Raw genomic sequence first — 16,690 nt, forward strand, 5'->3', positions numbered from 1 at the left:
CGTTCAGGTGCAGGCAGGACGACACGTTAAAAAACCAGCAATCAGTAGCAGCCGGAATCCTCTCAGCCCCATCAATCGCGCTTCTCTTGAATCGCACGCACGATGTCAGTTGCTGGGATGAGCATTGACTTCGAATAATATCCACCGAATGAATAAGCAGAAGTGAACACCTTACAAGAGATGACATTACGCTGACCTAATACCTGCAATAATTCACTGGCAGGCATAAAAATATTTGATACGCCCTCATCCTCTTTTTTAAACGAGGACAATTTGGCCATATAAATATGCTCCGCTTTAGATCCAGAACTATCAAGCTCAACAAAATCCCCCACCAAATACTGAGTCAACTTGTCAAAATCCTTAAACTCGACATCCTTATCCAGCGAGCAGAACAAAGACTCGCCCAACTGACTTTCCCCGGTCACATCCTGAAAAAAATTCAACAGATCGGTTTTCGAACCAAACTTAATACCTAAAGATGAGTGATCATCTCCACCACTGACAGAAATCAAGTCAATATCAATGACCGGAAGAACCGGTTGCTTAGTGCAAGAACTGCACAGTAGCAGTGTCAGAAAAACAAACAACGACTTCATTTCGAAGATTCCAAATATTGACTCAAACGTTCATACACAATATCGCATGCCGATTTACCACCCTGTAGCGTAGCGCCAAACATGACCCCTGCCTGACGATGGTTGGCGTCTACCGCTTCGTTGATAGCTGGCCCAGATGTCATAACCCAACGCTCGCCCATGCTGGCAACGTTATCAGATGAATCCGTCACTTTGGGCGAAGCCAATACATTGACCCAATAATCTGCCGAGGGCTTCGGTGTCGTGAAATATATATCAGACACCATCCAGACACCTGTGCCACCGCCAACAGGATCAAGCGTTACCAATACCTTTACGGTGTAACCGCGCTCTTTCAAAATCGAAGTCAGATGTGCACCATTCCAACCACCCAAACTATGACCTACAACGACAATATAGACCGACTTATCACCTTTCAAAGGACGCTCGACGTACTTTTTAATATCTTTTTCACCGCGAACGTCTTTGTAACTTATGTATGGCAGATTCACCTCAACTTTCTGCTCATTAGTAAGACGCTTCTCTAACTGCTTCCATGCATTCATCACATTATGATGCGGCGGCTCATTTTGATAGTACTCTTCCTTATCCCCAGCACCGCCAATAAAAAACACTGCAACTTTTTTTACTTTAACCGCAGCCTGTTTTACGCTCTGATCAGTCTTGCAGGTCAACTCATGACCAGCCACTTCAGTTTTACAATCGTTGAGTGCGGGATTTTCGACTTCCATTTCGATCACTCTACGAACAGTTTAATAGTTTCGGCCAAATGCGAACTGACCATATGGGTAAAGCCCTGTTCATCGGTGATGCCATGCTCAACACGCCCATCGCCTCGCTGAATCGCATAAGGGTGGTCGGGAATAGGTTCGCCCGTGGCTTCATTAACGACCTGCATCCGATCATTGAAATGCACCGGCATCGGCAACAACCCACTAAACGCTGCCCCTCCGCCACTTTGTCCAATCATCACCGTGCCCGAACCACCGACCACGACATTGCCGTGGCCACCGGTGCTGTCGAGGGTTGCGGCGTTCAGGCCGTTGATGAATACGGTGCCGGAAACAGCGCCGGTGATCGGGCTGCCACAGGCTGATTTGTCGGTCATGCGCGCAGCGGCGAGGCCGTCGAAGAAGACGTCGGGCGAGCCGGAAACGATCGGGTTGGTGCCATGGCCTGGCAATGGGCAGGCGGTCGGGTCGGTGACGCGGGCGGCGGGTTTACCACTCAATTCAAAGCTCCTTGCTTCAGAGGTTCCGGGTGCGGCTGATGGATGTCGATGTCGGTCGCGGCGAAGCGCCAGCGGTTGTCGACAGGGTCGAACAGTGCGTGGCAGTGCTCACGGCTGTCGGGTGATGTGGCAGTTTGCAGATGTCGCCAGGCGCGGTCGGTTTGCCAGGCCAGTTCGGCCGGCGCGGCGTCGTCGAGTTCGTTGAGCCAGGCGTTGTAATTGCGCAGTTGATTACGCTCGTAAGCCGTTTGCAGCAGATCGGCCATTTGCACGCCGAGGTCCAGATGATGTTCGGCGGTCCACTGGCCGATCTCGGAATAGACGTACCAGCCCATCGGCATCAACGCGCCGTCCTTGAGCAACGAATGGCTGGCGGGGGCGACGAAACCGCAACAGATGTGCAGCGTCAGCCAGCCCTGATGCGCGTCGATAAACGCATTCGGCTCGAAGTGGCGTAACGCGATCACACGGTAGTCACCCAGGCCGGCGCTGCGTGTCATGAGTTCGGCGTCGAGCCGCGACACAAACGCACGAATGGCTTTGCCGCCCGTGCGATTGACGATGCACAGGATGTCTACCGGTTGACGCTGAGGGTTGTCAGAGCAGCCTGAGTTTTTCACCAGGCCATACAGGCGCATTGACGCCCGCAATCCGCTCATCGCCGGTCACTCAGAGACACAGCGAAGGCCCCACGGGCGTGGAGAAGTTTTGCCAGAAGCATTGCAGGTGTCGTCCGTGAGCGCGCAAAAATGGCGCGTAGAATGCCGGACTAGAGCGGTGGCGGCAATCACTTCAACATCGGATTGCCATCATCTCCTCAGCCTTCGGCAAACTCACGCAACACCTTGCCATCCATGCGATAGCGCACCCACTCTTCCTGCGGCTGCGCACCGAGGGATTTGTAGAATTCGATGGCCGGGGTGTTCCAGTCCAGCACGCTCCATTCGAAGCGCCCGCAGTCATTGGCACAGGCAATTTTCGCCAGATGCCGCAACAGGGTTTTGCCGGCGCCGCCGCCGCGTTGTTCGGGGGTGATGTAGAGGTCTTCGAGGTACAGGCAATTGCTGCCGAGCCACGTCGAATAGCTGAAGAAGAACACCGCAAAACCGATCGGCACACCGTCACGCAGGCAGATCAGGCCGTGGGCGGTGGCGCCCTCGCTGAACAGGCTGCGCTCGATGTCGGTGACGCTGGCGATCACTTCGTGGCGAGCCTTTTCGAAATCTGCCAGTTCGGTGATGAAGGCGAGGATTTGCGGTGCATCGCTGGGGGTCGCCGGGCGGATTTCGATCGTCATGAACGGGCCTTGTCGGAAAAGGGAAAGCGCCATACTAAGGCCGGATGCGGCGCTCGTCACATGGCAACACAGAGAATATCCTGCGCCGATATTGCAATGTGGGAGCGGGCTTGCTCGCGAAAGCGGTCTGACAGACAACAATGATGGTGACTGGATTGACGCCTTCGCGAGCAAGCCCGCTCCCACAGGAACTTCGCCAGTCTGAAAGGATGCTCATGAACACTGAGATTTTTATGCCCGTGGAGGCGCTTGCAGCAGCACTGCTGCCCCACGCCCTCGAACCCGGCGACGACGGTGCCCACGACCTCGCCCACCTGCAACGGGTCTGGCACAACGCGCGCACCTTGCAGGCCGAGGAAGGTGGCGACCTGGAAGTGTTGCTCGCTGCCGTGCTGCTGCACGATTGCGTGTCCGTGGAAAAAAACTCGCCGCTGCGCTCGCAGGCTTCGCGCCTCGCCGCAGAAAAAGCCGCCAACGTGCTGGCCGATCTGGACTGGCCCGAAAGCAAAATCAGTGGCGCCACCCACGCCATCGAAGCCCACAGTTTTTCCGCCAACATCACCCCGCTGACCCTCGAAGCGAAACTGGTCCAGGACGCCGACCGGCTCGACTCGCTGGGCATGCTCGGCGTTGCCCGCACCTTCTACGTCGCCGGGCGCATGGGCAGTGCGTTGTACGACCCGCTCGACCCTGAAGCCAAGGAGCGCGACTACGACGACACCCGCTTCTGCCTCGATCACTTTCAGACCAAGCTGCTGCACCTGGCCGATGGTTTCCAGACTGGCGCCGGTCAGCGTCTGGCGCAGATCCGCCATCAACGCCTGAAGGGTTTCATGGAGCAGTTCAAGGAAGAAATCGGCCTCGACTGATAATCCTGTGTCTCGACCGTTCGTCGCTCATCAGGCACCAATCCGATTCAAGGGCAGACCAAACACAGGTAAGGAATTCAATCACTGGAGAAGCCCTATGATCCCGTCAAGGTTGACTGCCCTCGTATTCAGCGCCCTGCTCTGCCCAGCGGTGTTCGCCGCGTCCACCACCGCAGCGGGCACAGGCCCCACCGATCCGGTTCCATCACCGCGCGCCCCTGCCATTAACAGTGCCCCAGGCATGAACACCGATGGCTCCGGGGTTCCATTGATCAACCAGCCACCTGCCACTGGCACCGACCCACGCACCCAAGGCAGCGACCCCGGCCGCCAGGGTGGCATGAACACCCCTGACTCCCCCGCCACACCCGATAACGCCGGCCCCGGCATCGGCTCGAAAACCACCACCGGTGGCTCGGGCTCCGAGGGCGGCAGCCAGTAGTTCGCCGACGCGAGCGTCCTATTCACATCCATGAAGAGGTAACCATGAACGTCGATAAAAACCTGGAAAAAGAAGTCCTCACCCGCCTGCTGCACGCCCATCCAAGCGGACTGGGCAAAGAGGTGCTGGACAATTATCGCGGCGAGAAAGTGGTGGCCAGCGCCCTCGCATCTCTGCAGGATCGCGGACTGATCCACCACGGTCATGTGACCTGCAACGAGGCCGGCGAACACTCGTTGAATCTGCCGATCAAGCTCAGTGCGGCTGGCGTCGAAGCGGCGCGCAAGCTGGATCTGCAGTAGACCTCAGGCCGCTCGCTGCCGGTGCGGCGAGCGGCCGAATCTGCACACAAGAGGAGAAATCCCATGCCTCGTGGAAGCAAAGACAAATACACCGCCGAACAGAAGCGCAAGGCCGAACACATCGAAGACAGCTATGAGAAAAAAGGCTTGTCGAAGGATGCAGCCGAGGCGCGTGCCTGGGCGACGGTCAACAAACAGTCGGGCGGCGGCGAAAAGGCTGGCGGTTCCGGACGCAAGAAACCGGCGAGTGCCAAGTCCGAAGACCGCAAAGAATCATCGCGGCGAGCGGTGGCCAGTCGCGGGGGACATGCGCGCGACAGCAAGGCCTCGCGCGAGACGCAGACTCTCGACAGTCTGCGCAAAGAGGCGCGGGCGAAGAACATTGCCGGGCGTTCTTCGATGCGCAAGGATGAGTTGATTGCGGCGTTGCGCAAGGCCGGCTGATCCATATTTTGTGCTGAGCCGTATGGCCTCTTCGCGAGCAAGCCCGCTCCCACATTGGAGTTGTGAAAGACGCAAATCCCCCCTGTGGGAGCGGGCTTGCTCGCGAAGGCGGTTGATCAGTCGCCGCAGGACTCGCGGATAAACCCATCCACTTCAGCCGCGCCCGGCGAAGTCGCCGGCCCCCATCGCGTCACTGCCAAAGCCGCCGCCGCATTCGCCCGCCGCGCCGCCTCATGGGCTGTCAAACCCTGCGCCAACCCGGCGACGAACACCCCGGCGTGGGCATCACCCGCCCCGTTGCTGTCCACGGCTTTTACCGCAAACCCCGCTACATGCCGTCGCTCGCCACGCTGCTGAATCCAGCAACCCTGTGGTCCATCGCGCACCACCATCAGCACATCCTTGGGCAGATGATCCGCCAGCCGATCCAGCGCTTGAGCAATGTCTGCAGCCTCGGTAAAGCGCAACGCCTCGACGCTGTTGCTGGTCCACACATCAATGCGCGGCAGCAGCGCCCGCATCAACGGCGAGTCCGGCGACTCCACCAACGGCCCCGGATCGAACACCACGTTGATCACCTCCGGCAGCGCCAGCGTCCAGTCCAGCAGCGCCTGCGCCTTGCCTGCGTGCAGCAGGCTGTAACCGCTTACATAAACGTAGTCGCCCACCTCGGCCGCCACGCTGTTCAAGTCCTCTCCGGTCACCTCACCTTCAGCGCCGATGTAGGAAATGAAACTGCGCTCGGCCGACGCATCGGTCAGCGCCACGCATATCCCGGTATCGCGTTGTGCAGGCATCTGGATGCCGATGTGAATGCCTTCATCCTTCATCGCCTGACGCGCCAAGTCACCAAAACGTCCGGAGCCATGGCGACCGAGATAAACCACCGGCAAACCATTGCGTACGGCTGCGGCCATCACGTTGAAGCCGCCGCCAGCCTCGAAAGCGGCAGACTGCGCCAGCACATCGCCGCCGACTTGCGGCAACTGATCCACGGCCATGACCAAGTCGATAATGACCTGGCCGGTGTGCAACATCTTAGGCATGAGCATTCTCGACTTGCGCGGCGCGACGATCTTTCGCCCCGCCGAGAACCAGGTAAATGCCACCGGCCACCACGAAGGTCACGATCCAGCCGAGGCCGTTGTGGCCCAGCCACGAGTCGGACAAAAAGCCCTTGAACCAGACGTTCTCGGCCGTGGTGCCGATGGTGGTGAAACTGAAGCCGAGCACGATGGCAATCGCCCACGCGCCGAACGCGCGCCACTCGATGCCGCCGCGATACCAATAGGCGCTGCTCGGGCTGACATCGAGCAGGTCTTTGGGGCTGTAGTAGTGACGGTGAATCAGGTCGACGACGAAGATCCCCACCCACGCGGTGATCGGCACCGCCAGCAGCGAAATGAAGGTGATAAACGGGCCGTAGAAGCTGTCGGCAATCAGCATGAAGTAGATCGAGCCGGCGAAGATCGCCACGATGTCGACCACCACCGCGTAGACGCGTTTGACCTTCAGACCGAGGGTCAGCGTGGTCAGACCGGCGGAGTACACCGACAGGTTGTTCGACAGCAGCAAGCCACCGAACGCGGTGATCAGGTACGGCACGGCCATCCAGGTCGGCAGCATGTCGCGGATGGCCACGATCGGGTCAGTCGCCGATGCCAGATCGTTGTTGCCCACCGACAGCAGGCCGCCGAGGGTGATCAGCAGCACCAGCGGAATCCCCGCACCGAACGCCGCCGAGGCGACCAGCCGTACAGCCTTGACGCTGCGGTGCTGATAGCGCGACATGTCCGCACCCGCGTTAGCCCAGCCGATCCCGGTGCCGGCGGCCATGGTGCCGATGCCGATGATCATCGCGCTCAGCGGCGCTGGCGTGGCGTTGAACACCGCGCTCCAGTCGATGGTCGCGCAGAGGAAGCCGCCGACCAGAATGTTCAGCGCGCCGAACACGTAGGTCGCCCACTTCTGGATCACCAGCAAGGTGGCGTGACCGAGGCCGGAAACCGACAGAGTCAGCAGGACGAAAATCGCGATGAAGATCAGCGTCAGCACTGGCGCACTTTTCGCTTCAACCGGCGAGCCGAACAGGATCGAACACAACGACAGCAACACGAACGCGGCGGTGGTGGTGTTGACGGTTTCCCAGCCCAGCCGCGACATCAGCGAGACCAGCGTCGGGCCGATATTGCCACGCACGCCGAAGATCGCCCGCGACAAGGTCAAACTCGGCGCGCGGCCACGGCGGCCGGCAATCGAGATGATCCCGACCACGGCGAACGAACCGGCGGCGCCGACGATGGCAACGATGATCGCCTGCCAGATCGCCAGCCCGCGAAACGCCACCAGCGTGGCGCCCAATGGCAGGCCGAGAATGGAAATGTTGGCGGCGAACCAGACCCAGAACAGTTGCAGCGGATGACCGTTGCACTCAGCTTCCGGCACCGGCTCAATGCCGCGGGTTTCCAGTTGCCCGGCGCTTGGCCCGGCGTTTGTTGAACTCATGAACAGTGCTCCTGTTTGCCTTTATTGTGGTTGTGGCAATGACTCAAAACGACAATACATCCCGGCCATCCTCGGCCTGTCTGTGCGATCCATTGCGGGGTAAAAATCCGTAATCCGCAGCGCGCCATTCGCGAGCAAGCCCGCTCCCACAGGAGATTTGTGAACGGCTCAAATCCCCTGTGGGAGCGGGCTTGCTCGCGAAGGCGTCAGCTCAGTCAACGCAGGGTCAACAGCCCCTGCACCAACGGTTCAAGCTCCAGATGATTGACCGCTTTGACCGTGGCAATCATCGGCGCCGGCCAGCTCTCGAGACCCAGGCAGGCCCCGAGCATGGCGCCAAGAATCGCTGCGATGGTGTCGGTGTCGCCGCCAAGACTGGCGGCCATGCACAACGCTTCGAACGCGCTCATCTCGCCGACCGCCACTTGCTGCGCCAGGGCAAACGAGACCACCACCGATTCCTGCGAGGCCACCGAAGTGCCGATCACGTCGTACAGCAGATCCGCCAGTAGCGCCTTGTCACTGTCGACGCTGATGGTTCGCGCCCAACTGATGCGCGAAGCGATGCGCCCGCCGGCCACCCAGTGCCCATGTGCCTCGGCCTGTTGCGCAATCTGCTGGCCAAGGTTCAATGCCTCGCCCAGATCCATGCCGTTGATCCCGGCCGAGACCACCGCCGCCACCGCCGCCGCACTGGAAATCCCCAGCGTGGTGTTGTGGGTGACCTGACAGGCCTGCACCACGGCCGTAATGAAACGCTCGGGATCGGCGACGTCTGCCGCAATGCCCACCGGTGTGATGCGCATCGCCGCGCCGTTGGTAGTGCCGTAACGCCCGGCCTCCTCCGGCGAGTGGCCGGCAAGGATCATTTCAATGGCGCGTTTGGTCGACGGGCCGAGCAGGTCCTGCGACCCCTTGGCCTGCATCTCGGCTTCCCATTCGATCAGCCGTTGGGCGAGGACTGCCGGCTCGATCTGACCCTTGCCTTCGACCAGCAACTCGCCGACCAGAATCGCCTGTTCGGTGTCGTCGGTGATCGAGCCCTTGGGCATGTTGGCGGCGATCGGTTGCAGAGGACCGGCATCCTGCAGATCGGTGATCCGGCCAAAGCGGGTCTTGATCGTTTCGCGGTTCAACGATTGCGTCGGCATGCCCAGCGCATCACCGAGGGCCAGGCCATAAAACGCACCGAGGGCACGGTTGAGCGCGGTCATTTCGATTCTCCAAATTGCAGGTGCAGGCGGAAATGCGCCGGGTCGAGCAGGCTTTCGACCTGCTCCATGAAACGGTTCTGCCGGTCGTATGTGGTACGCAGGGCCTTGAGGAACACGGTGCCGACCGGGCGCCCGAGCAGCTCAGCGTCTTCGGCATTCAGCGGTTCGGCGCCGATCCACTGATCACCGCGTTCGCCGATGTAGCCGTAGGCAGCGAGGGTGATGGTCAGCGAGTTGTCGATCAGACCGACCCGCGGCAGGCTTTCCAGGCCGCCGGTGGCCGGCATCAAAGAACGTTCAAGGGACACCAGCGTGCCGTCGTTGGAACGACGACGGCGATCGAGGGTGATGAATTGGTCGGTGCCGAAGCGCGAAAGCAGATCAGGCCGCGTCACCGCTTCCAGGCGCAGCACTTCGGTGTTGATCAGCGCCCCGCTGTCGGCCAAGGCCTGCGCCCAGCCGCTGCGCTGATCGAGCACGACACCGTCGAAGGTGACGATCGAGCCGACTCCGCTCTGCGTAGCGATGTAATTGCGCCGCTTCAGTTCGGCCAGCGCTTCGCGCAACGTGCCACGGCTGACATTGAATTCCTGAGCCAACTGATGCTCGCCGGGCAACAGAAAGCCGTCCTCCATGAGGCCGCTTTCGATGCGCCGGACGAGTTCGTCGACCACCCGTTGTTTCTTGTCAAATCGTACCTGTCTAATCATGTACAAAGTGATAACCGAAACGGGTGCGGGCGGGCAAGGGAAATTTAGGGAAGGTGACAGAAGGCGGGAGAATCAAAAGCCCCTCACCCTAGCCCTCTCCCGGAGGGAGAGGGGACTGACCGAGCAGTTTCACGCTCTACATCGACCTGAAAAATCCAGTCGATTATGGATTCAGCAAAGCACTTTCAGGTCGATGTATCTCTGAAAGGTCCCCCAATCAGTCCCCTCTCCCTCTGGGAGAGGGCCAGGGTGAGGGGGAGCTTTTGATCTCAGCGTTGTTTCAGGCGATCGATGACGACGGCCAGCAACAGAATCGAACCACGAATCACATACTGATAAAACGTATCAATGTTCTTCAGGTTCATCGCATTCTCGATGATCGCCAGAATCAGCACCCCGGCAATCACGTGGCGGATCATGCCGATCCCGCCGCTCAGCGACACGCCGCCGAGCACGCATGCCGAGATCACCGTCAGCTCGAAACCCTGGCCAATCATCGGCTGCCCGGAGGTCATGCGCGAAGCGAGAATCACCCCGGCGAGCGCGCCGATCACGCCGTGCACGGCGAAAATGATGATCTTGGTCCGGTCAACGTTGACCCCGGCGAGCAACGCCGCTTCCTGGTTGCCACCGATGGCCATGGTGTTGCGCCCGTAGGTGGTGTAGTTCAGCAGCCAGCCGAAGAACAGGAAGCAGACGATGGTGATCAGGATCGGCACCGGCACGCCGAACAACTGGCCGTTGCCGAAGACGAAGAACGATTCCTGCGACACGCCCACCGCTTTGCCGTTGGCAAAAATGTAGGCCAGGCCGCGAACGATCTGCATGGTCGCCAGCGTGGTGATCAACGCGTTGACCCGCAACTTGGCGATCACGATGCCGTTGATCAGCCCGACAATCAGGCCCATCACCAGCGCTGCGCTGACGCCGAGGAACACGCTGTTGGTGTCGCGCATCACCACCGCCGCAACGACCCCCGCGCAGGCGATCACCGAGCCCACCGACAAGTCGAAGTGACCTGACGCCAGGCAATACAGCATGGTGCACGCGGCAATGCCGGTGGTGGAAATCGCCAGACCCAGCCCGCGCATGTTCAGCGGCGAGAGGAAGTTATCGATCAGCAGCGTGCAGGCGACGAAGATACCGATCGCCGCCAGCAGCATGACCCAGTCGTCGAGGAAGCGCCGCAGGTCCAGCGGTTTGCGGGGAGTCGGCAGCGCCTTGTTTTGGATGGTCATCATAGTCACCTCTCAGTTCGCCACGCCGTCAGCGCGATGGCGCGGCAAAGCCAGTTGCAGCAGGTTGGATTCATTGGCCTGGTCGCGGCTGACTTCGCCGCGCAGCGCGCCTTCGCAGAGCACCAGAATGCGGTCGGAAATGCCCATCACCTCCATGAGGTCGCTGGACACCACGATCACCGAAATACCGTCGGCGGCCAGGTTATGGATGATCTGGTAGATCTCGGCCTTGGCGCCGATGTCGATGCCGCGAGTCGGCTCGTCGAGCAGCAGCACCTTCATCGGCATCGACAGCCAGCGACCGAGAATGGCCTTCTGCTGATTACCGCCGGACAGAAATTTGATCTGCTGACCGGCGTGCGGGGTTTTGACTTTCAGCGCCTTGATCTGCTTGTCGGCGTTGCCCTTCTCCCACAGCCCGCGCAGCAGGCAGCCGAGGCTGGCATTGGCGCCGCGCGCGCTGATGTTGATGTTCTCGGCAACGCTGGCCAGCGGGATGATCCCCTCTTTTTTTCGGTCCTCGGGGCACAGCAGGATCCCGGCGGCAATCGCGTCACGCGGCGAGCGCAACTTCAATTCATGCCCGCGCAATTCGAGGCGTCCGGCGGTGTTGCGTTCAAGCCCGCTGAGCAAGCGGAACAGCTCGGTGCGCCCGGCCCCGACCAGGCCGAACAGCCCGAGAATCTCGCCCTTGTGCGCCTCGAAACTCACCGGCTCACGCAGCCCCGGGCCGAGCAAACCGTCGACCTTCAGCGCCACCGCGCCGCGTGGACGGCTGCGGTAATCGTAGATGTCCTGAATGTCGCGGCCGACCATGCAGGTCACCAGTTGATCGTGGGTCAACTGGCTCATGTCATCGAAGGTGCGCACGTAACGGCCGTCCTTGAACACCGTCACCGCATCGCAAATGCGGAACACTTCTTCCATGCGATGCGAGACGTAGAGCACCACTTTGCCCTCATCGCGCAGGCGACTGATGATCGCCATCAAACGGTCGATTTCGCGCGCCGAAAGGCTGCTGGTCGGCTCATCGAAGGCAATCACATGCGCGCCACGGGACAGCGCCTTGGCGATTTCCACCAGTTGCCGCTGACCGAGCGACAGGCGCCCGACCTTGGTCTGCGGATCGATTTCATCGGCCAGGCCCTTGAGGCAGGCCAAGGCATTCTGGCGCAGGACGCCACGATTGATCAGGCCGAAACTGGCCGGCAGATGACCGAGAAACAGGTTCTCGGCCACGCTCATTTCCGGCACCAGATGCAGCTCCTGGTGAATCACCGCGACGCCGCTGCCGATGCTGTCGGCGGTCGACTTGAACGCCATGGTCTGCTCGCCGATCTGCAACTCGCCGCTGCTCGGAATGTAGGCGCCACCGAGGATTTTCAGCAGGGTCGATTTGCCAGCGCCGTTCTCGCCCATCAAGGCGTGCACCTGCCCTGGATGGGCGACGAAGCTGATGGCGTCCAGCGCCTTGACCCCGGGGAAGGTCTTGCCGATCCCGTTGAAGCGCAGGCTGCCGCCGGCGCTGCTTGCATGTGTCTGTACTTGCGCGTGCATCTGAGTCACCTCTTCACACCGATCGAGCAGCCATCAATTCCACAGGCCGATTTTTTCCAGCTCTTGCTTGAAGTTCTCACGGGTGATCAGGGTGACGTCGTCCATCGCTGTGTACTTCGGCGGTTCTTTGCCGGTGGTGACCCACTCGTACATCATCTCGGCAGTCTTGTAGCCTTCGATGTGCGGGCTAGGCAGCATCGAACCGAAGAAACCGCTGTTGGGCTTTTTCAGCTCGCCGATGGCGTCGGTGCCATTGATGCCGATGCCAATCACATTGGCCGCAGCGAACCCGGCGGCTTCGGTGGCGCGGACGCCGCCGAGCACGGTGTTGTCGTTCATGCCGCCAATGATCAGGTTCTTCGCTGCGCTGGGCAGCTTGACCAGCGCCGAGTTGGTGGCGTCCATGCTGCCCGGCACGTCGAGGGTTTTCAGTGCGGCGGTCAGGATGTGGTCTTTCGGCAGGCCGGCGTCTTCGAGCGCCTTCATCGAACCGTCGGTGCGCTTCTTGCCGGTGTCGAGTTCGTTGTAGGTGTTGACCACCGCGTAGGTGTCTTTCCAGTCCCAGTTGCGTTTCTTCGCCTCGGCGACCATCGCGTTGCCCTGCTTCTGGCCGACTTCGAACGCGGCCATGCCGAGGTACGGCACGTCCTCCATGAACTTGCCGTTGGCGTCGACGAAACGATCGTCCACGGCAATCACTTTCAGGTCATTGAGTTTGGCTTTGGCCATGATCGCCGGGCCGAGCGAGACGTCCGGCGGGCAGATCACGAAGCCTTTGGCACCGTTGGCCGCGAGGCTGTCGATGGCCGAGAGGGTTTTCTCGCCGTCCGGCACGGCGATCTTGATCAGTTCGAAGCCCTTGTCCTTGGCGGCTTTTTCGGCGAAAGCCCACTCGGTCTGGAACCACGGCTCTTCAGCCTGCTTGACCAGGAAACCGATTTTCACGGCATCGGCAGCCAGCAGCGTACTGCTCAGACTGAACGCGGTGACCGCCAGCGCGGCACTGCACAGGGTACGAATTCCGAAACGACGTTTCATAAGCTGACTCCTTGTTATTTTTTTTGAGCAAATTAAACAGCTTGTGGCGAGGGAGCTTGCTCCCGCTGGGCTGCGAAGCGGCCCTAAAACCGGTTACCTCGGTCAATCAAACACACCGCGCAGCCCGAATTTACGACTGCTGCGCAGCCGAGCGGGAGCAAGCTCCCTCGCCACAGGTGTGGTGGCGTGACACGTACTGCTGCAAAGCCTGTTGAAAATAGTCATATCGTATGATGATTGGATTTCACGCGGAGTTCACCGCCTGAAACACGATCCACTCAGTCGTGGTACATCACCGAGCGCCCACCATCGATGGTGATGCACGAGGCGTTGATGAACGGCGCTTCATCACTGGCCAGAAACACGGCGGTCATCGCCACTTCGAGCGGCTGGCCAATGCGCTTCGGCGGGTGCAGATCGAATGCTCGCTGACGCTCGGCGTGCGGATCGGCGAAACCGTTCCAGTAATCGACGTTGAGTTGCGTCTCGATGTACCCCGGGGCGATGGCGTTGACCCTAACGCCCTTCGCCGCATATTCGATTCCCAGCGCTCGGGTCAGCCCAAGCAGGCCGTGCTTGGCCACCGGATACGGGAAACAGCCGGGAATGATGTGGCTGGAATGGGTCGAGGCGATGTTGATGATGCTGCCGACACCCTGCTCGATCATCTGCGGCAGCACGGCTTTGCAACCGTACCAGGCGCCGTCCAGATCGATGGCGAAGCATCGACGCCAGTCTTCTTCGGTCATTTGCAGCGGGTCGCGGAACACGTTGACTCCGGCGCAGTTGACCAGCACGTCGATGCGCCCGTGCATCTCGATGGCCCGTCTGGCCATGGCATGCAGGTCTTGCTGGCGCGAGACGTCAGCCTTGATCGCCTGCACGTCGTAGCCCTTGTCGCGCCACTGAGCGGCAACCTTCTCGACCTTCTCTGCCTGAATATCGCTGATCACCAGTCTGGCCTGCTGCGAGGCGAACGCGGCAACGATGGCTTCGCCGATGCCTTGAGCGGCACCGGTCAGCAGCACCACTTTGTTTTTCAAACGCTCACCCTTCGGCGGCGCGGGCACCGGCGGCAAGGAAAGAGGTTCAGCCATGGATCAGGACTCCTGTTCGTCAGCACAAAAAAACCGGGCATCTGTCGATGTCCGGTCTGGAAGACTGTGAAAACGAAACAGGCAGGCGCGGCGAGCGACGCCGGGCCGTTGCGAGACGCTGACTCCGCTGAGGAGTGCGATAGAGGTTCGCTGCATCACTTCACCTGTTTTGTTCTTTTTAAGTGTGAGTGCGTGTTACTGCTGGAGCCGACTATAAACCCGACTGCCAAATAATCTCAATATATAATTTTGCATCCCATATTTTGGGATTCAGCCTGCAAACCGCGTGCAGAGTTTGCCCGGCACATCGACCCTCATCGACAGGACTGCGCCATCCAGTGGATGGTTGCGCGGACTCTGGGCGCTGGTGATGTACAGGGTTTTCAGGTCTTCGCCGCCGAATACGCAACTGGTTGGCCGGCTGACAGGCAGATCGATTTTGCGGTCGACCTTGCCGTCCGGCGTAAGGCGCAGCAGGCAGCTGCCGTCCCAACGGGCGTTCCAGACATAGCCCTCGGCGTCGACTGCCGATCCGTCCGGGCCACCATTCTGGTCAGGGCCATACCAGATCTCGGCGTTATCCAGATTGCCGTCGGTGTGAATGAAATAGCGATTGAGCGCCCCGTCGAGGCTGTCGCCGAACAGCAGCGTGGTGCCGTCGTCGCTCCACAGCAGCGTGTTGGGAATGCCGAGACCGAGCAGCAATGGCGTGACACGCTGGTCGGGGTCAATGCGGAATAAGCCACCGGAACGACGCTCGATCGGCAGGTCTTCGCCGTTGTCACCGATGTTGTTCTGCATGGTGCCGAGCCACAGTCGGCCTTGGGCGTCGCAGCGTGCTTCGTTGGGCCGATTGCCGGGTTGGGGGTCGGCGATGCAGAACAGCGTGAGGCGTGGTTCGAGGCCCGGGGAATCGAGATCCAGTCGATACACGCCGCTGCTCAATGTCACCAACGCGTCGCCGCTGGCACAGGGGATGAACGCGGAAACGTGCTCGGGCATCTGCCAGATCTGCACATTGTTGCCGATCAGCCGCAGCGCCTGCTTGCCGGCGATATCGACCCAGTACAGCGCCTGGGTCGGGGCGTCCCAGAATGGCCCTTCACCGAGCCTGGCGCGGTGTTGGGTTACGGCGGTCAACGGCATATTGAATCCTTCATGTTGTTGTTCTAACTGTAGGAGTGAGCCTGCTCGCGATAGCGGTGGGTCAGTGACGACGATTGTGACTGACCCACCGCTATCGCGAGCAGGCTCACTCCTACAGGGGGATTTGTGTTCTCAGCTGGCTTTTTTGTCGGCCATCACCTGCGGGTAAAAGCGTTTGATCGCCAGGTCGGCGTTGTCGATCAAGGTCATGCAGGCCCAGACCCCGCGCGCTGAGTCACGGGCAGCAATGGCGTCGGCCATGTCTTTGTGGATCGGCAAGGTGCGCCGTAGTTCATCGGGGTCGGCAGCGGAGACTTCAAACGACACGGCGAGCAAGGCGCCGAGGGCCGGGACCATTTGCTCGATGAACTGGTTGTGGCTGGCGGCCAGAATGCATTCGTGGAAGGCCTGGTCGGCACGGTTGTAATCAATGCCGCTGTCGACCGCCCGTTCCAGCGCGTTGTAGGCCAGTTGCACCGCGTGAATCTGCTCCAGGCTGGCGCGCTCGCAGGCCCAGCGCACGGCCATCGGTTCGATGGTGCGGCGCAGGTCGAGCAGGTCATCAACAAAGTTTTCCGGCAGGCCGTTGCGCGACAGCCAGCCAACCACTTGCGGATCGAACAGGTTCCAGCGCCGTACCGGTAACACGCGAGTGCCAACCTTAGGCCCGACTTCGAGCATGCCTTTGGCGACCAGGGTCTTGATCGCTTCGCGAATCACCGTGCGGCTGACACCTAACTGCTCGCCCAGATCCGCCTCGACCTTGATCGCCTGCCCCGGTTTGACCTGGCCAGCGGCAATCCAGCTGCCCAGCCAATCGACCGTTGACGCATGAAAGCTGCTGGACATGGAGACCTCAAAGCAGTTGGCGATGGGTGTCCACGCTAATGATCATATGATTGGGTGTCAAATCAGATTTTCAGGTTGTCCATCAATCAATGTGGGAGGGGGCTTGCTCCCGAAGGCGGTGTGACAGTCACCCTATGTATTGACTGCTGCAC

General features: G+C 60.3%; 19 protein-coding genes. 4 read left to right on the forward strand and 15 right to left on the reverse strand.

Translation table 11 applies throughout. From position 1 onward, the window contains the following. Positions 1 to 71: 71 nt before the first annotated feature. From J1G18_RS12155 to J1G18_RS12175, 5 genes are all read right to left on the reverse strand, one after another. Positions 72 to 599, reverse strand: coding sequence for a hypothetical protein (locus tag J1G18_RS12155; RefSeq protein ID WP_098965000.1), 528 nt, complete (start codon positions 597 to 599; stop codon positions 72 to 74). Beyond that, positions 596 to 1,330: a hypothetical protein gene (locus J1G18_RS12160; RefSeq protein ID WP_098965002.1), complete on the reverse strand. Its 735-nt coding sequence runs from the start codon at positions 1,328 to 1,330 to the stop codon at positions 596 to 598. The genes J1G18_RS12155 and J1G18_RS12160 overlap by 4 nt, the downstream gene beginning before the upstream one ends. Positions 1,331 to 1,335: 5 nt before the next feature. Further along, positions 1,336 to 1,830: a PAAR domain-containing protein gene (locus J1G18_RS12165; protein ID WP_098965003.1), complete on the reverse strand. Its 495-nt coding sequence runs from the start codon at positions 1,828 to 1,830 to the stop codon at positions 1,336 to 1,338. After that, positions 1,827 to 2,489, reverse strand: coding sequence for a hypothetical protein (locus J1G18_RS12170; protein WP_135296326.1), 663 nt, complete (start codon positions 2,487 to 2,489; stop codon positions 1,827 to 1,829). The genes J1G18_RS12165 and J1G18_RS12170 overlap by 4 nt, the downstream gene beginning before the upstream one ends. 158 nt (positions 2,490 to 2,647) lie before the next feature. Continuing rightward, a complete protein-coding gene (locus J1G18_RS12175; protein ID WP_003226995.1) occupies positions 2,648 to 3,127 on the reverse strand; it encodes a GNAT family N-acetyltransferase in 480 nt (159 codons plus the stop codon). A 215-nt stretch (positions 3,128 to 3,342) separates the two neighbouring features. Here J1G18_RS12175 and J1G18_RS12180 point away from each other — a divergent pair, with 215 nt between their 5' ends. The 4 genes from J1G18_RS12180 to J1G18_RS12195 all read left to right on the forward strand — a co-directional run bounded on the left by J1G18_RS12180 (position 3,343) and on the right by J1G18_RS12195 (position 5,184). Then, positions 3,343 to 3,996, forward strand: coding sequence for an HD domain-containing protein (locus J1G18_RS12180; protein ID WP_135296327.1), 654 nt, complete (start codon positions 3,343 to 3,345; stop codon positions 3,994 to 3,996). A gap of 97 nt (positions 3,997 to 4,093) precedes the next feature. After that, positions 4,094 to 4,438: a hypothetical protein gene (locus tag J1G18_RS12185; protein WP_096794893.1), complete on the forward strand. Its 345-nt coding sequence runs from the start codon at positions 4,094 to 4,096 to the stop codon at positions 4,436 to 4,438. A gap of 44 nt (positions 4,439 to 4,482) precedes the next feature. Further along, positions 4,483 to 4,740 carry a hypothetical protein gene (locus J1G18_RS12190; RefSeq protein ID WP_096794892.1) on the forward strand — a complete coding sequence of 86 codons (258 nt, stop codon included), beginning with the start codon at positions 4,483 to 4,485 and terminating at the stop codon, positions 4,738 to 4,740. 63 nt (positions 4,741 to 4,803) lie between these two features. Next, on the forward strand, positions 4,804 to 5,184 hold the full coding sequence (locus J1G18_RS12195) for a Rho termination factor N-terminal domain-containing protein (RefSeq protein WP_134787064.1): 381 nt from the start codon (positions 4,804 to 4,806) through the stop codon (positions 5,182 to 5,184). Between the two features lie 116 nt (positions 5,185 to 5,300). Here the strand turns inward: J1G18_RS12195 and J1G18_RS12200 are convergent, their stop codons facing one another. The 10 genes from J1G18_RS12200 to J1G18_RS12245 all read right to left on the reverse strand — a co-directional run bounded on the left by J1G18_RS12200 (position 5,301) and on the right by J1G18_RS12245 (position 16,538). Continuing rightward, positions 5,301 to 6,230 carry a PfkB family carbohydrate kinase gene (locus tag J1G18_RS12200; RefSeq protein WP_223007752.1) on the reverse strand — a complete coding sequence of 310 codons (930 nt, stop codon included), beginning with the start codon at positions 6,228 to 6,230 and terminating at the stop codon, positions 5,301 to 5,303. Next, a complete protein-coding gene (locus J1G18_RS12205) occupies positions 6,223 to 7,689 on the reverse strand; it encodes a purine-cytosine permease family protein (protein WP_098965008.1) in 1,467 nt (488 codons plus the stop codon). The genes J1G18_RS12200 and J1G18_RS12205 overlap by 8 nt, the downstream gene beginning before the upstream one ends. A gap of 215 nt (positions 7,690 to 7,904) precedes the next feature. Then, complete coding sequence (locus J1G18_RS12210) at positions 7,905 to 8,903, reverse strand: ADP-ribosylglycohydrolase family protein (RefSeq protein ID WP_223007753.1); 999 nt, start codon at positions 8,901 to 8,903, stop codon at positions 7,905 to 7,907. Beyond that, positions 8,900 to 9,613, reverse strand: a complete 714-nt coding sequence (locus J1G18_RS12215) for a GntR family transcriptional regulator (protein WP_223007754.1) — start codon at positions 9,611 to 9,613, stop codon at positions 8,900 to 8,902. Before J1G18_RS12215 ends, J1G18_RS12210 begins: the two co-directional genes overlap by 4 nt. Before the next feature lie 269 nt (positions 9,614 to 9,882). Then, positions 9,883 to 10,851: an L-arabinose ABC transporter permease AraH gene (gene araH / locus J1G18_RS12220; protein WP_027612371.1), complete on the reverse strand. Its 969-nt coding sequence runs from the start codon at positions 10,849 to 10,851 to the stop codon at positions 9,883 to 9,885. Between the two features lie 12 nt (positions 10,852 to 10,863). Then, on the reverse strand, positions 10,864 to 12,408 hold the full coding sequence (gene araG, locus J1G18_RS12225; RefSeq protein ID WP_134787069.1) for an L-arabinose ABC transporter ATP-binding protein AraG: 1,545 nt from the start codon (positions 12,406 to 12,408) through the stop codon (positions 10,864 to 10,866). A gap of 33 nt (positions 12,409 to 12,441) precedes the next feature. After that, positions 12,442 to 13,446, reverse strand: coding sequence for a substrate-binding domain-containing protein (locus J1G18_RS12230; protein WP_027612369.1), 1,005 nt, complete (start codon positions 13,444 to 13,446; stop codon positions 12,442 to 12,444). Positions 13,447 to 13,724: 278 nt separating this feature from the next. After that, entirely contained in the window at positions 13,725 to 14,543 is an 819-nt protein-coding gene (locus J1G18_RS12235) for an SDR family oxidoreductase (RefSeq protein WP_223007755.1), read from the reverse strand. Between the two features lie 270 nt (positions 14,544 to 14,813). Beyond that, positions 14,814 to 15,689, reverse strand: a complete 876-nt coding sequence (locus J1G18_RS12240) for an SMP-30/gluconolactonase/LRE family protein (protein WP_135296330.1) — start codon at positions 15,687 to 15,689, stop codon at positions 14,814 to 14,816. A 132-nt stretch (positions 15,690 to 15,821) separates the two neighbouring features. Continuing rightward, positions 15,822 to 16,538, reverse strand: coding sequence for a FadR/GntR family transcriptional regulator (locus J1G18_RS12245; protein WP_047598787.1), 717 nt, complete (start codon positions 16,536 to 16,538; stop codon positions 15,822 to 15,824). Positions 16,539 to 16,690: the final 152 nt, after the last annotated feature.

The sequence above is a fragment of the Pseudomonas sp. MIS38 genome, from assembly GCF_019891575.1.
Lineage (GTDB): Bacteria > Pseudomonadota > Gammaproteobacteria > Pseudomonadales > Pseudomonadaceae > Aquipseudomonas > Aquipseudomonas putida_A.

What these genes read in the sequence shown, in the direction of transcription:
- J1G18_RS12170 (WP_135296326.1), bottom strand. Translation starts at nt 2,489, where the DNA reads ATGAGCGGATTGCGGGCGTCAATGCGCCTGTATGGCCTGGTGAAAAAC.
- araH (WP_027612371.1), bottom strand. Translation starts at nt 10,851, where the DNA reads ATGACCATCCAAAACAAGGCGCTGCCGACTCCCCGCAAACCGCTGGAC.
- J1G18_RS12160 (WP_098965002.1), bottom strand. Translation starts at nt 1,330, where the DNA reads ATGGAAGTCGAAAATCCCGCACTCAACGATTGTAAAACTGAAGTGGCT.
- J1G18_RS12235 (WP_223007755.1), bottom strand. Translation starts at nt 14,543, where the DNA reads ATGGCTGAACCTCTTTCCTTGCCGCCGGTGCCCGCGCCGCCGAAGGGT.
- J1G18_RS12205 (WP_098965008.1), bottom strand. Translation starts at nt 7,689, where the DNA reads ATGAGTTCAACAAACGCCGGGCCAAGCGCCGGGCAACTGGAAACCCGC.
- J1G18_RS12195 (WP_134787064.1), top strand. Translation starts at nt 4,804, where the DNA reads ATGCCTCGTGGAAGCAAAGACAAATACACCGCCGAACAGAAGCGCAAG.
- J1G18_RS12215 (WP_223007754.1), bottom strand. Translation starts at nt 9,613, where the DNA reads ATGATTAGACAGGTACGATTTGACAAGAAACAACGGGTGGTCGACGAA.
- J1G18_RS12240 (WP_135296330.1), bottom strand. Translation starts at nt 15,689, where the DNA reads ATGCCGTTGACCGCCGTAACCCAACACCGCGCCAGGCTCGGTGAAGGG.
- J1G18_RS12200 (WP_223007752.1), bottom strand. Translation starts at nt 6,230, where the DNA reads ATGCCTAAGATGTTGCACACCGGCCAGGTCATTATCGACTTGGTCATG.
- J1G18_RS12210 (WP_223007753.1), bottom strand. Translation starts at nt 8,903, where the DNA reads ATGACCGCGCTCAACCGTGCCCTCGGTGCGTTTTATGGCCTGGCCCTC.
- J1G18_RS12230 (WP_027612369.1), bottom strand. Translation starts at nt 13,446, where the DNA reads ATGAAACGTCGTTTCGGAATTCGTACCCTGTGCAGTGCCGCGCTGGCG.
- J1G18_RS12245 (WP_047598787.1), bottom strand. Translation starts at nt 16,538, where the DNA reads ATGTCCAGCAGCTTTCATGCGTCAACGGTCGATTGGCTGGGCAGCTGG.
- J1G18_RS12180 (WP_135296327.1), top strand. Translation starts at nt 3,343, where the DNA reads ATGAACACTGAGATTTTTATGCCCGTGGAGGCGCTTGCAGCAGCACTG.
- J1G18_RS12190 (WP_096794892.1), top strand. Translation starts at nt 4,483, where the DNA reads ATGAACGTCGATAAAAACCTGGAAAAAGAAGTCCTCACCCGCCTGCTG.
- araG (WP_134787069.1), bottom strand. Translation starts at nt 12,408, where the DNA reads ATGCACGCGCAAGTACAGACACATGCAAGCAGCGCCGGCGGCAGCCTG.
- J1G18_RS12155 (WP_098965000.1), bottom strand. Translation starts at nt 599, where the DNA reads ATGAAGTCGTTGTTTGTTTTTCTGACACTGCTACTGTGCAGTTCTTGC.
- J1G18_RS12185 (WP_096794893.1), top strand. Translation starts at nt 4,094, where the DNA reads ATGATCCCGTCAAGGTTGACTGCCCTCGTATTCAGCGCCCTGCTCTGC.
- J1G18_RS12175 (WP_003226995.1), bottom strand. Translation starts at nt 3,127, where the DNA reads ATGACGATCGAAATCCGCCCGGCGACCCCCAGCGATGCACCGCAAATC.